We start from the raw sequence: 13369 nt of genomic DNA on the forward strand, positions 1-13369 counted from the left end.
GTAGTAAGTCCGCTCGGGGCAGTCATTTTTTCCCATCGGCACTCCCCAAAAGGGTTTTTCTCCTATCTTTGTGCCTGCTTTTGAGGAGGATGTTTCCTTGATTGCGTGAGGGATAGAAGCGGCATCCCGCTACCCGATGTAATCGGGACGGGATATAGCGGATAGCCCGACCCCGGCTTTTTCAGACGGGGGCACGCCCAAAAATAAATTATCACCTACTTGCCCTTAAGAAAGGATACAGTGAAGACATATCAGGAATTTAAACAAGTGGATTATCCCGAAATCGGGGAATCTGTATTGAAGTACTGGAAAGAAAACCAGATTTTCGAGCAATCAGTAGCCAACCGTGACGGTGCGGAGACATTTACTTTTTTCGAGGGTCCGCCTTCGGCAAATGGAACTCCGGGAATTCACCATGTGATGGCACGTGCAATCAAGGATGTTTTCTGTAGATACAAAACCCTCCAAGGCTTCCAAGTGAAGCGAAAAGGCGGTTGGGATACGCACGGCTTGCCTGTGGAGCTACAGGTGGAGAAGGAATTGGGTATCACTAAGGAAGATATCGGAAAGAAGATTTCTGTAGAAGAATACAACCAAAAGTGTCGCGAGACGGTCATGCGATTCAAGGATCAGTGGGATGACATGACTGAGAAAATCGGCTATTGGGTGGATTTGGATGATCCTTACATCACTTTTGAGCCGAAGTACATCGAGTCAGTATGGAGCTTGCTGAAGAAGCTTTACGAGAAAGAGCTGATTTACAAAGGCTATACCATTCAGCCGTATTCTCCCGCTGCAGGAACAGGTTTGAGTTCGCACGAATTGAACCAACCTGGAACCTACAAGGATGTCAAAGACACTTCCATCACCGCTCAGTTTAAGCTGAAAGGTGCCGAAAACACCTATATCCTGGCTTGGACGACTACTCCATGGACTTTGCCTGCCAACTCAGCTTTGGCAATAGGCGAGAATCTGGATTATGTGAAAGTGAAGACTTTCAATCCATATACCTACGATGCTTGCATGGTGATTTTGGCGAAAGCCAGAATGAACGCCTACCTAAACCCTAAAGCTGCGGAGCTGAAGCTGGAAGACTACAAAGCTGGTGACAAATTGATTCCTTTCGAAGTAATGGAGGAATTCAAAGGAAAAACCATGCTGGGTTGGGAATATGAGCAATTGTTTCCGATAGCAGGTCTGGAGCTTGCTCATCCAGCTTTTACGGTGATTTCTGGTGATTATGTGACTACCGAAGATGGTACAGGCATCGTTCACCTGGCAAAAGCTTTCGGTGCGGATGACTTTAGAACTTTGGCACAAAATAACGTGCCTGGTGTCTTCGTAAAAGATGAGCAAGGAAAGGATCTTCCGATTGTAGATAAGCAGGGTAAATTCATCACGCTAGTGGGTGAGTTCCTGGTAGAAAAAGTAGCTGAACATGGAATCACTTCCCATAAGGTATATGGTGCGGATGATTTCTATGTGAAAAACTACACAGAAGATGATGAGGACGCTGCGGACTTTAAGAGTACCGATGTGATCATCTCGATCATCCTGAAGAATGAAAATAAAGCCTTTAAGGTTGAGAAATACGAGCACAGCTACCCACATTGCTGGAGAACTGACAAGCCGGTACTTTACTATCCGATGGATAGCTGGTTTATCAAAACCACCGCTTACAAGGATAGATTAGTAGAGCTTAACAAGACGATCAACTGGAAGCCTGAAGCTACTGGAACGGGTCGCTTTGGCAATTGGCTGGAGAACTTGGTGGACTGGAACTTGAGTAGATCAAGATTCTGGGGCACACCACTTCCGATCTGGAGAACGGAGGATGGAAGCGAAGAGCGTTGCATAGGATCTATCGCTGAGCTAGAAAAAGCAATTGAGGAATCAATCGCCAAAGGCTTTATGGAGAAATCACCCTATGAAGGCAAAGAATTGGATCTTCACCGTCCGTATGTGGATGATGTGATCTTGGTTTCTTCTACCGGTGAAAAGATGGTTCGTGAATCAGATTTGATCGACGTATGGTTTGATTCTGGTGCGATGCCGTATGCGCAGTGGCATTATCCATTCGAAAATGAGGACATTTTCAACGCCAATTATCCAGCGGATTACATTGCAGAAGGAGTGGATCAGACACGTGGTTGGTTCTTCACACTGCATGCGATTTCCGTAATGCTATTTGATAGCGTGGCTTTCAAAAATGTCATTGCTAACGGACTTGTGCTGGACAAAAACGGCAACAAAATGTCCAAACGCCTAGGCAACGCAGTAGATCCTTTCAAAACGATGAAAGAATACGGTCCAGATGCGGTGCGTTGGTACATGCTCAGCAATGCCAATCCATGGGACAACCTGAAATTCAATCTGGATGGAGTCACTGAAGTGCAGCGTCGCTTCTTTGGCACACTTCAGAACACCTATAATTTCTTTGCGCTCTACGCAAATCTGGATGCTTTTGTCTATGACAAATCCAAAGCGATTCCAGTCGCAAAGCGTGCTGAGCTAGATCAGTGGATCGTTTCCAAGCTTCAGTCCTTAATCGCTGAAGTGGAAGAAGCGATGGATACTTACGATGCTACTAAAGCTACCCGTGCGATCATGAGCTTCACCGTGGATCAGCTTTCCAACTGGTACGTGCGACTGGCGAGAAAACGATTCTGGAGAGGCGATATGAATGCGGATAAGCAGGCAGCATACGAGACTTTGTACGAATCATTGCTTACCCTGTCTCAGCTGATGTCTTCATTTGCGCCATTCTATTCTGATTGGTTGTACCAAAACCTGACTGAATCAGGATCTGATGCCAAAGCCTCTGTGCATTTGACGGATTGGGTAGCAGCGGATACTAGTTTGATCAACAAAGATCTGGAAGAAAGCATGGAGCTTTCGCAGACTATTTCTTCTTTGGTTCACTCGCTGAGAAAGAAGGAGAAAATGAAAGTTCGTCAGCCTTTGCAGCGTATTCTGATTCCAATTTTGAAGGAGAAAACCAAAGCTCAGATTTTGCATTTGGAAGAACTGATCAAGTCTGAGGTAAATATTAAAGATATTGAGTTCATAGATGATGCTTCCGGTATCTTGGTGAAAAATGTGAAGCCAAACCTCCCTGTTCTTGGCAAAAAACTAGGCCCAAAAATGCGCTTTGTCGTAGCAGCTATTAATAACTGGGGACAAGCTGAAATCGCTGAAATTGAGAGAAATGGAAAGATTCTGGTCGATCTGGAAGGCGAAGGCTTCGAGCTGAATTTAGAGGAAGTATTGATCTCCTCAGAAGATATCCCTGGCTGGTCAGTGGCTTCTGATCAGGGCGTGACCGTAGCGCTTGATGTGACACTTTCCGACGACCTGAAGCAGGAAGGTGTAGCAAGAGATCTTGTAAACCGTATCCAGAATCTGCGAAAAGACATGGGTCTCGAAGTGCAAGATAAGATTAACATCAAAATCGCTGATGATAATGAGTTGGTGAAAAATGCACTGGGATCTTTTGGGGAATATATCCAAACTGAAGTACAAGCGTTGAAACTAGAGCTTTCCTCAGATTTGGAAGGTGCGTCTGTATTGGACATGGATGATTTTGAACTCGCTGTATTGGTAAAAAAAGCCTAACAGCAAATCGTATAAAATGAATAAATACCTGAAATATTTCGGCATTGCCTTGCTAGTAATCGCAATAGACCAAGCGGTAAAAATGTTGGTTCATTTTCAGATGGACTTTGGTTCACCTGGACAGATCCCCATCTTCGGAGACTGGTTTAAGTTGCATTACACCACCAACCCTGGAATGGCATTCGGTATGGAATTGGGGTCAGAGTATGGTAAGTTGCTTTTGACATCCTTCCGTCTAGTAGCGATGTGTGGGATTGGGTATTACCTATATCACATCATTGAGAAGAAACAACCAAGTCTATATATAGTATGTATAGCGATGATTCTCGGCGGAGCAATCGGCAATTTAATTGACTCTGTATTCTATGGAGTATGGTTAAATAACGCTCCCTACAATGCCTCAACACCCTGGTTTCATGGACAGGTAGTAGATATGTTTTACTTTGATATTTGGGAAGGATACTTACCTGAGTGGATGCCAGTATGGGGTGGAAGTTATACTGCACTTTGGCCGATTTTCAATGTTGCTGACGCGGCTATATTTATAGGTGTTGCGATGATTTTGATGTTTCAGAGTAGATTCTTCCCTGAAAAAGAAGCGGAGCAAAAACAGTCCAAAGAGAAAGAATTAGATGAGATTTCTGAGTAAATAATAACTATAGTTAAGCAAAAGTCCCTGCGTTCAGTCCAGCTGAATTCAGGGACTTTTCTTTTAAGAAAGGAGAAAATTGCCCTAAATGATTGATTTAAGCGGTATTTTTTGTAATTTTCAACTTGCTTTTCCCTTTTTTGGGATATCTAACCCCGACTTTGCTTTCTTTTGCTTAACCCCGAGCCGAAAGTTTTGTCATTCTGAAAATATATATGATAGTTGATGCTGATAAGCCTTTTCAGTTAGTTTATTCAATTTACAGCCACGAATACCTAGGCCTTCTGATAGAATCCTTTGTAGTACAGCTTGATTCTCAAGGAAGACTTTCTTTAGCCTTCCAAAATATAAGTTCTGCTAATGCAAGTGAGTTTGATTCTGGAATGGATAAGACGGATTATGATTTGATCAAAATCATGGATTCAATGAATCCTGAGGTGGTGGTGAAGCCATTTATTAAGCGCGGAAATATTCGTCCTAAACAATATTTGGCTAAGATTTTTGACCCGAAAACGGAAGACAAGAAAACGCAGGAGGCAATAGAAGTAGTAATAGAAAAGAAGCGCTCGAAGATTATGCCCTTGCTCATTGGCAAGCGCCTTTTCGAAATGGGAAGCGATGGCTACCCTGTTTGGAAAGAAATAAAAGTAAATGCAGAGCGTGCTAGTGTGCTGTTTCACTTTCACAAAAACGAAGAAAACACCCATTACTGGCCAACGATCAAATTCAAATCTCAAAAGCTAGACTGGCAGTACAAAAATGGCTATTTCATCAGCAATGATCCGGGTTGGCTGGTCGTGGATGGAAATCTCTTTCACTTTGAAAAAGGAATAGATGGGAAGAAGCTTAAGGCTTTTTTGAACAAGAAATTCATAGTCATAGACAAGCGAATTGAGCCTAGCTATTACCGAGGTTTTATGGCCAATTTGATCTCTCAGTTTGATGTAGAAGCTGTAGGATTTGATATTAATATAGAGCGCGGCACGCCTGAGGTATTTATATACATCACTGATTTGGCTACCGCGGGATCCGGGAAAAATCTCTTTGGAGAAGAGGGTGAAAAGCTGGAGGAAGATAAAATCGTTTTTGAACTTCGATTCAAATATGGCTCGATTGACTTCCCGGTACAGACCCCCAGCTCTGAACAGCATGGAGCATCGGTGAGACTTGAGGAAGGCGATGATCACTACACGTTCTATAAAACTATCCGCAGCACCCAAAAGGAAAAAGCCTATCTCAAGATGCTTAGGGATAAAGGGTTGGAGTTTAAAATGGGTAAAGACGCGCTGCCAAAGACGGAGGCTTTTGAGTGGATAGGTGAAAATGAAGACTTCCTAGATATAGAGAAAATCAAGATCGTCCAAAAGCCTAATCCAAAAGGTAAAGTTTATAACATCGGGAAAGCCCAGATTTCTATAGAAGTCAATGAAAATATTGACTGGTTTGATGTCAAGGCACTGATCAAATTTGGGATTTACTTAGTTCCTTTTGCGAAGCTGAGGAAGATTTTGCTTCAGGGGAAAAGTGAGTTTGAACTTCCAAACGGTGAGATCGCGGTGATTCCAGCTTCTTGGTTTGTGAATTACTCCGAGCTTTTCAACTTCATGGAAGACCGAGGCGATGACAACGTGATGGTACTGCGCAAGCATCACCTCGCGCTAGCCAGGGAGATGGAGGTAGGGAATCTGGTACAGGTGACCTTGAGCAGAAAATTAGAAAGGCTAAGAGATTTTAGCTCGATAGAGGAATATGCTTTACCGGCTAATTTTGAGGGAACGCTTCGTCCGTATCAGCATGCAGGATACAATTGGCTTAGATTTCTGAATGAATTTAAGTTTGGAGGGTGCCTAGCGGATGATATGGGTCTGGGAAAAACCGTGCAGACGCTGGCCTTGCTCGCTCATGAAATGGAGGAAAATCCTGGGCTGACTTCATTGCTCGTGATGCCTACTTCATTGATTTACAACTGGGAGCTTGAGGCCAAGAAATTTACTCCAGAATTAAAAATCCTGGTTTATTCCGGAACGCAGCGTATCAAAGATCCTTGGAGATTTGGTGAGTATGATTTGGTACTCACTTCTTATGGAATCACGCGATTAGATGTAGAAGTGCTCAAAGGCTTCTATTTCAATTACATTATATTGGATGAATCCCAGGCTATCAAAAACCCGGGAAGTAATATCGCTGCAGCTGTAAACCAGCTGAAAAGCAAGCAGAAACTGATCTTGACTGGTACTCCTGTAGAAAATAGCACCATGGATCTCTGGTCACAGATGAACTTTATCAACCCAGGATTATTGGGCAATCAGAATACCTTCAAAAAACAGTTTTTGCTTCCAATAGAAAAGCAGGGAGATGTAGAAAAATCTGCCAAGCTTCATGCGATGATCAAGCCTTTTATCCTCAGAAGACTGAAAACACAGGTGGCTACGGACCTACCAGAGAAGATCACCAACGTGAAATATTCGGCCATGACGGCCTCTCAAGAGGAAGTTTACGACGAAGTGAAAAGCTATTATCGCGAGAAGATCATTACTGACATTCAGAGTACTGGTAGAAACAATCAGCAGTTTACATTGCTACGTGGCTTGACCCAACTTCGACAGATTGCAAACCATCCAAAGCTAGTTCGGGATGACTACGAAGGGGAATCCGGCAAGCTGGAGGACGTGACCTATATGCTTCAGTCCACGATTTCCGAAGGGCACAAAGTACTTGTGTTCAGTCAGTTCGTAAGGCACTTAGCTATTGTGAAGGAGTACTTGGAAGAGCAAGGAATCCCTTATGCTTACCTCGATGGCTCTACAAAAGACCGGCAAGCGCAGGTGGAGAAATTTCAAGAAAATGAAGATATCAAGGTTTTCTTAATCTCCCTCAAAGCTGGTGGCGTAGGTCTCAACCTGACCAAAGCTGAATATGTATTCTTGCTTGATCCATGGTGGAATCCTGCTGTGGAGGCTCAGGCGATAGATAGAGCGCATAGAATCGGTCAGGAGAATAAGGTCATCATCTACAAATTCATCACCCGAGGATCGGTAGAAGAGAAAATTATGGCCTTGCAAAATAGAAAGCTTGCCCTCGCAGGCGAGCTCATCAATACCGAAGAAAGCTTTATGAAGAGCTTGGGACAAGACGATATAGCAGCACTATTGGAATAAAAAATTCAGATTTTTACGAAAAGGGCAGAACGATAAACTCTGCCCTTTTTTTATTGAATTGATAGTCAATCGAATAGACAAAGGTCACATTTACTTAACCATAAATTCTCCTAGAAACCTTGTCAATAGCCCGAATATTTTTCTAAATTAAATCACCACGTACCACTACACTACCTGCGCATGCCTAGAGCCAAATCCGATAAAGATCGGAAAATCTTTGTGCTGGATACTTCGGTGATCCTCTATGCACACAACTCCATTATGAATTTTGCCGAGCACGATGTGGTCATCCCGATCACAGTGCTGGAGGAACTTGATCAATTCAAGAAAGGCAACGACACCAAGAATTTTGAGGCCCGGGAATTCATCCGACTATTGGATAAACTTTCTCAGGATCAAATGATCCACGAGTGGACTCCTCTGAACGGCAAGACCAAGGGGAATTTTAGGGTGCTGATGAACCCAGAAAACAAGATGAACGCCAATGAGATTTTTGGGGAGGAAAAAAACGACCATAAAATCTTGAATTGTGCGCTTCATCTCAAGCAGAATGAGAAGGGCAGAAAAGTAATCTTGGTCAGCAAGGATATCAATCTACGGCTAAAAGCTAAATCCCTAGACCTCTTTGCGGAAGATTACGAGACAGGCAAGATCAAAAACATCAATGAGCTCGAAAATACCGGCAAATACTTTCTTGACAATATAGACCCGACACATATTAACACCCTCTATGAGCGGGGCAGCATAGATGCCAAGACAATTTTGGGCAACAAAAAAAGACTATCCAATGCGTACTACATCATCAAAAGCGATAAGAACTCTGTATTAGCCTATTACAATTCTGACCAGGATGTATTGGAGCGAGTGGATAAGAAGCTTGCCTATAATATCAAACCGAAGAATGCAGAGCAGACCTTTGCATTACATGCCATTACGAATCCCAACATTAGATTAGTTTCAATTCAAGGAGTTGCAGGTACGGGTAAAACACTGCTGGCTTTAGCCGGAGCTTTGGAGCAAAGAAGAGAGTACAAGCAGATCTTCCTGGCTAGACCGATCGTGCCATTGAGTAATAAGGACATCGGTTATTTACCTGGTGATATCAAATCCAAGCTGAATCCCTACATGGAGCCACTTTGGGACAACCTGAAGTTTATCCAAAATCAATACAAAGAGACGGATAAGGAGTTCCAGAAGATCACCGAGCTAGTCAATCAGGAGAAGCTGGTGATACAACCTTTAGCCTATATCAGAGGTCGTTCGCTTTCCAATATCTTCTTTATCGTGGATGAAGCACAGAACTTGACTCCTCATGAGATTAAGACGATTATTTCCAGAGCTGGAGAAAACACGAAGATCATCTTCACTGGAGATGTATTTCAGATTGATACTCCGTACTTAGATTCCCAGTCGAATGGATTGTCTTATCTAATCGATCGCGTCAAAGATCATCCCCTCTATGCACATATCAAGCTAGAGAAAGGAGAAAGATCAGAGTTGGCGAATCTGGCGAATGAACTTCTCTAATTATTCATCTTTAAATCAAAAAAGCTCCGATTGGAGCTTTTTTGATTTATATTCTAACTAGATAGAGGATTAAATTACTTTTCAATCTTTTTGCTTATACACCACAGAATACTTCATTCCAGCTGAATATTTGCCTGGTTCCATGAGTACTGAAGGTTTCCGACCATCAGAGTAAAGAATATAAGTGTATTCTTCAATCTTCCCACTTACAAATGTAATATTGAAGACATTGTGAATTTCAGGATTGATATTTTCTAGGAACTTAATCCCTAGATAAATTCGCTCATCAGGATTCATTTCAATATTTTTTGAAGATAAATCAATAAAAAGTCGATTACCTAGCTTAGCTGAAACTAGATATTTCTCGGGAAAATCCTTATAGTTAGCTTCAGGAAATCCATTTACTTCTCTACTTAGCACAGGTTGTACATAAAAGCTTGATGAATCTACAGCCCAGTCATATTCAAAAAATAGCTCAAGTCCATCCAGCTTTATAGTTGATTTCTAAACCAATCACAGTGGCTTCCTTCATTTTTCCATTAGGGCCTAATACTTTTGCGCTGTTTTCTCTATGTCTCTTTGTAAAATTAGAATATACCAAAAGCTCATCAGTGGGAATAACTTCTACTTGTTCCAATTCGATTACCTCAGCCTCTTGGCACCACACTTTCAAACTCAAAAAAGTCGTTAAGAAAACGAGGGTTGAAAATTTGATCATAGATGATTATTAAATTTAAGAAGAGACAGGTCAACTGCCTCCTCTCTCTTAATATAATTGAATTACATTGTACAATCTGAAAATGTAGCACCACCTATACTCGTTCCCACAGTAATCCTAAAAAACCGCTGTTTACATATTGTACGAGTGGTTACACATGACTCTCCTCCACCAGAAACCACTGTTTCACATTCTTTGCCGAACATTATAGCATCAGCAGTTGTAGGAGCAAAAAATACTCCTGCGAAGACAAGGACAACGATGGATTCGAACCAGTAAAAAGAATCCCGCAGTTTTTGCATTTATATCGCTGCTTGCCGCCTTGCCTTCCCCACTTGATTGAGTCCAGAAAGCCACATGCCCAACACCTTTTTTTTTGACTTTTCCATAAAGCAAAACAACCTTATTGAAATAAATTTCAATAAGGTTGTTGTAAAATTCAGTAAATCAACACCTTATACGGTTTTTACCAACTATTTTTGACCATTAAATCAAAATTTCTCAATTGATTTGTAACCCCATGCCTTTAAAATTATTGTCCATCTCTGGATTTCAGGTGTTCACGAGCGTACATGAAACTGGCCTCTCGTCTAATTAATACCTTGATTGTTAGCACTTTACAATTTTGGGCCTCTTTTTGGCCTATAGCAGGTATAGAAACTAAACCAACTTCTTACTGCCATGATTACTTCCCTTATTACCCAGAAAAATATTTGTGCTGCCTTGGGCTTTGTAATGGCAATGACTATTGTTTGGAAAGCTAAAGTAGAGACGAGTCTTACCAAGCAGACTGCAGTGATAGAATATATTATACCAGCTAATACTACCGACTCTCCAGGCTATTCGAATGGAGATGCATCACTGGAATTCAAAAAAATAAGCAACGAAACTTCGATGCTTTGACAAGCTAATAGGGGAATTCCCCTCGAGCACCCTCGAAAGGGTTAATTTGGTTGAATGTTTAGTTAAGCTAAAGAGGCGGGTAATAACCCGCCTTTTTGTTTTTTAGCTTTCTGTGATGGTACTAAGTTTGGCTAGGAAACTATTGTAATATTGTCTTCCTACCTGTATAACTGCTCCAGAGTGAAGAGTAATTTCTTTCGTATTGAAACTTTCTATTTGTCCCAAATGGACAATAAATGATTTTTGCACTCGAAGAAAATATTGCGAAGGAAGAATTTCTTCAATTTCTTTCATTGACTTCCGAATGTTGTAATCTCTCTTTTTGGTGAAGATGGTAACCATATTTCCATTGGCTTCCACGTAGTAAATATCCTCGTAACGAACTCGCTCGAACGCGTTGTCTGCTTTTATAAATACAGCGTCGCTTACTAGAAAAGGACTGTCGTTGGTAACGCTAACCGCGACCGTTTCGGCGACTGGCTTAGTCCGCTTGTTGTAAAGAACAATCTCTACAATAGCATGAATGTCATTGGTATTGAAAGGCTTCACGATGAATCCCGCCGGATTTATCCGCTTTGCTCTTTCTATAATGGTCGGGTCTGAATAAGAGGTCACATAGACCAAAGGTGCATCTACCATTTGCTTCACGATCTCGCCTAGCTCGATTCCATCCTTATCGCCTTTGAGCTTGATATCCATAAATATCAAATCAGGCCGATATTTCTTTATGATTTTAATGCATTGGTTCGCTGAATTTGCAATATCAGTATTGACATACCCCAAGAGTTCTAATATTTCCTGAATATTTTCTGCAATGCTGATGTCGTCTTCGACGATTAAAATCCTCTCTTCTTTCATAAGTAGCTGGCAGATATCGCGTTTTGGGGTGGAATCAATAAATTCTGACTGCTTAGTCTATTTACTTACTAGTTACCTATTTTTTCGCTGAAATCAAATGCTTTTTTCTGGTTATGAAAAACTACAGACTCATCATTTCTTTAAATCTTGCGGCTTGTCTGCGGCTAACTTCAATTCTATCTCCGCCTTTGAGAGTGACTACTAAACCTCCATTGAACCAAGGCTCAATCCCTTCTACCCAGCCGAGATTAATGATGTGTTTTCTACTTGCCCTAAAGAACGATTTCTCATCCAATCGTTCATCCAGGGCATTCAGTGACTTATGAATCATTGGTTTGAAATTGTCAAAATAGACTTTGATGTAGTTGCCATCAGACTCAAACAACCGAACGTTGGAAAGCCTTACAAACCAGCATCTATCTCCATCTTTGACGAAAACCTGATCTTCAAGTGTAAGCTTCTTCTGGCCATGTGGGGAAGGAGTCTCTTCGCTTTTGGCAAACCCATCAATTTTTCCCTGAAGCTTGCTGATTGACTCTTCCAGACGCTTAGGCTCGATTGGTTTCAAAAGGTAATCTAACGCGTTCACTTGAAATGCCTTGAGTGCGTACTCATCATAGGCAGTAGTGAAAATTACATGTGGGACGTTGTCCAATTCTTCTAGAAGTTCGAAGCCTGTTTTTTCGGGCATTTGGATGTCCAGAAAAATAACATCAGGGTTAAGTTGCTCAATCTTTTCTTTGGCATCATCCACGTTTACCGCTTCACCTACCACTTCTACACTTTCTAGCTGATTTAAGAGGGTGATTAGCTCCTTGCGTGCTAATCTTTCATCATCAATTACTATGGCTCGCATGTTTGTTGAGTTGGTTATTCGAATGTAACTTTTTGTTTCGGGATTTTAATTTCTGTGATTACGAATTGGTTCCCGGAGTTGAAGATACGGAAGCTTGCTTTACCTCCATAAATTAGCTTAAGTCTTTGCACGGTATTGCTCAGACCATGGCCTTGTTCTTCATCAGAATTCAATGAGGGCTGATGGGTAAGTTGGCCACTATTTTTCACTTGAATATACAAATCATCGTGCAGGCCCTCCCTACACTTGATCTCGATGGTACCGCCTTTGACCAGGTTTGAAACTCCATGTTTTACACCATTTTCTACTATGGTCTGAAGCATCATCGGAGGAATTTTATAGCTATACGACTCATCCTCAATTTGATAGACAACCTGTAGCCGCTCTTCAAATCGTATGGTCTCTAGCTCTAAGTAATCTTTTACGGTATTTAGCTCATCTCCAAAATCAATGGTTTGTTTCTTATCCATCATCAGAGAAAACCTCAACATGTTGGATATTCTAGTGATGGCGGTTTTAGCTTTGTTTGGATCCTCATCTACCAATGCCCTGACACTATTTAATGCATTGAAGATAAAATGCGGGTTGAGTTGGCTCTTGAGGTGATTTAGGCGGATCTCATTGATCTTTGCTTCGTACTTCAGGGTAGTGTTATAATTATCCAAAAAATGAACCAAGAAATACATGACAAACCACAGGGCATACAATAGAATGGCTTGAAAAATATTAGCCAGGATAACTAAAATCTTGAAATCCTCAGTCGGATTTAATGTCCCAAAAGCTACATTTATTAGGATTTGAGCGACAAAGTTGGCTAATGAAAGTGCTAGAATAGAAAGAAACGATTGAAAAAAAAGCTGGCCAATGCTCAGCTTAAACCAATTGTACTTCTTGATTACATAGCGTAAAAAATGCGTGGAAATCAAGTTAGTCGCCGCCAATACAATAAATGCCCAGATCTGAACGGCAGAAACACCCTGAGAAAGATTGGCCAAGAAAATACTCACTAAGGCGAATCCACCCCATCCGAATATTTGTAGCAACCAATACAGCCTAGTTCTGTTCATTATCGCTCAAAGATAACT

General features: G+C 41.6%; 10 protein-coding genes. 5 read left to right on the forward strand and 5 right to left on the reverse strand.

From position 1 onward, the window contains the following. Positions 1-240 precede the first annotated feature (240 nt). From ileS to ABJH64_RS06890, 4 genes are all read left to right on the forward strand, one after another. A complete protein-coding gene (ileS, locus tag ABJH64_RS06875; RefSeq protein ID WP_348273894.1) occupies positions 241-3615 on the forward strand; it encodes an isoleucine--tRNA ligase in 3375 nt (1124 codons plus the stop codon). A gap of 16 nt (positions 3616-3631) precedes the next feature. Next, positions 3632-4264, forward strand: a complete 633-nt coding sequence (locus tag ABJH64_RS06880) for a lipoprotein signal peptidase (RefSeq protein WP_348299700.1) — start codon at positions 3632-3634, stop codon at positions 4262-4264. Between the two features lie 215 nt (positions 4265-4479). Continuing rightward, complete coding sequence (locus ABJH64_RS06885; protein ID WP_348299702.1) at positions 4480-7422, forward strand: SNF2-related protein; 2943 nt, start codon at positions 4480-4482, stop codon at positions 7420-7422. Positions 7423-7602: 180 nt separating this feature from the next. Continuing rightward, the gene (locus ABJH64_RS06890; protein WP_348334596.1) at positions 7603-8949 is read left to right on the forward strand and encodes a PhoH family protein; all 1347 of its coding nucleotides are present in this window, start codon (positions 7603-7605) and stop codon (positions 8947-8949) included. 81 nt (positions 8950-9030) lie between these two features. On the opposite strand, the gene ABJH64_RS06895 is transcribed toward ABJH64_RS06890, so the two are convergent. After that, entirely contained in the window at positions 9031-9369 is a 339-nt protein-coding gene (locus ABJH64_RS06895) for a hypothetical protein (protein WP_348274756.1), read from the reverse strand. Positions 9370-9424: 55 nt separating this feature from the next. Continuing rightward, on the reverse strand, positions 9425-9667 hold the full coding sequence (locus ABJH64_RS06900) for a hypothetical protein (RefSeq protein ID WP_348274755.1): 243 nt from the start codon (positions 9665-9667) through the stop codon (positions 9425-9427). Positions 9668-10348: 681 nt separating this feature from the next. On the opposite strand from ABJH64_RS06900, the gene ABJH64_RS06905 reads away from it, so the two are divergent. After that, positions 10349-10570 carry a hypothetical protein gene (locus tag ABJH64_RS06905; RefSeq protein ID WP_348274754.1) on the forward strand — a complete coding sequence of 74 codons (222 nt, stop codon included), beginning with the start codon at positions 10349-10351 and terminating at the stop codon, positions 10568-10570. Between the two features lie 102 nt (positions 10571-10672). On the opposite strand, the gene ABJH64_RS06910 is transcribed toward ABJH64_RS06905, so the two are convergent. The 3 genes from ABJH64_RS06910 to ABJH64_RS06920 all read right to left on the reverse strand — a co-directional run bounded on the left by ABJH64_RS06910 (position 10673) and on the right by ABJH64_RS06920 (position 13351). Then, positions 10673-11428: a LytTR family transcriptional regulator DNA-binding domain-containing protein gene (locus ABJH64_RS06910; protein WP_348274753.1), complete on the reverse strand. Its 756-nt coding sequence runs from the start codon at positions 11426-11428 to the stop codon at positions 10673-10675. Positions 11429-11549: 121 nt separating this feature from the next. Next, complete coding sequence (locus tag ABJH64_RS06915) at positions 11550-12284, reverse strand: LytTR family transcriptional regulator DNA-binding domain-containing protein (protein WP_348274752.1); 735 nt, start codon at positions 12282-12284, stop codon at positions 11550-11552. Positions 12285-12298: 14 nt separating this feature from the next. After that, positions 12299-13351 (reverse strand): histidine kinase, encoded by a 1053-nt coding sequence (locus tag ABJH64_RS06920; protein ID WP_348274751.1) that lies wholly within the window; start codon positions 13349-13351, stop codon positions 12299-12301. Positions 13352-13369: the final 18 nt, after the last annotated feature.

The organism is Algoriphagus sp. (assembly GCF_039969895.1).
Classification (GTDB): domain Bacteria; phylum Bacteroidota; class Bacteroidia; order Cytophagales; family Cyclobacteriaceae; genus Algoriphagus.

Bases quoted from the DNA above. Each gene is read 5' to 3' on its own strand.
- ABJH64_RS06910 (WP_348274753.1), bottom strand. From the start codon at position 11,428: ATGAAAGAAGAGAGGATTTTAATCGTCGAAGACGACATCAGCATTGCA.
- ABJH64_RS06880 (WP_348299700.1), top strand. From the start codon at position 3,632: ATGAATAAATACCTGAAATATTTCGGCATTGCCTTGCTAGTAATCGCA.
- ABJH64_RS06905 (WP_348274754.1), top strand. From the start codon at position 10,349: ATGATTACTTCCCTTATTACCCAGAAAAATATTTGTGCTGCCTTGGGC.
- ABJH64_RS06890 (WP_348334596.1), top strand. From the start codon at position 7,603: ATGCCTAGAGCCAAATCCGATAAAGATCGGAAAATCTTTGTGCTGGAT.
- ABJH64_RS06920 (WP_348274751.1), bottom strand. From the start codon at position 13,351: ATGAACAGAACTAGGCTGTATTGGTTGCTACAAATATTCGGATGGGGT.
- ABJH64_RS06915 (WP_348274752.1), bottom strand. From the start codon at position 12,284: ATGCGAGCCATAGTAATTGATGATGAAAGATTAGCACGCAAGGAGCTA.
- ABJH64_RS06885 (WP_348299702.1), top strand. From the start codon at position 4,480: ATGATAGTTGATGCTGATAAGCCTTTTCAGTTAGTTTATTCAATTTAC.
- ABJH64_RS06900 (WP_348274755.1), bottom strand. From the start codon at position 9,667: ATGATCAAATTTTCAACCCTCGTTTTCTTAACGACTTTTTTGAGTTTG.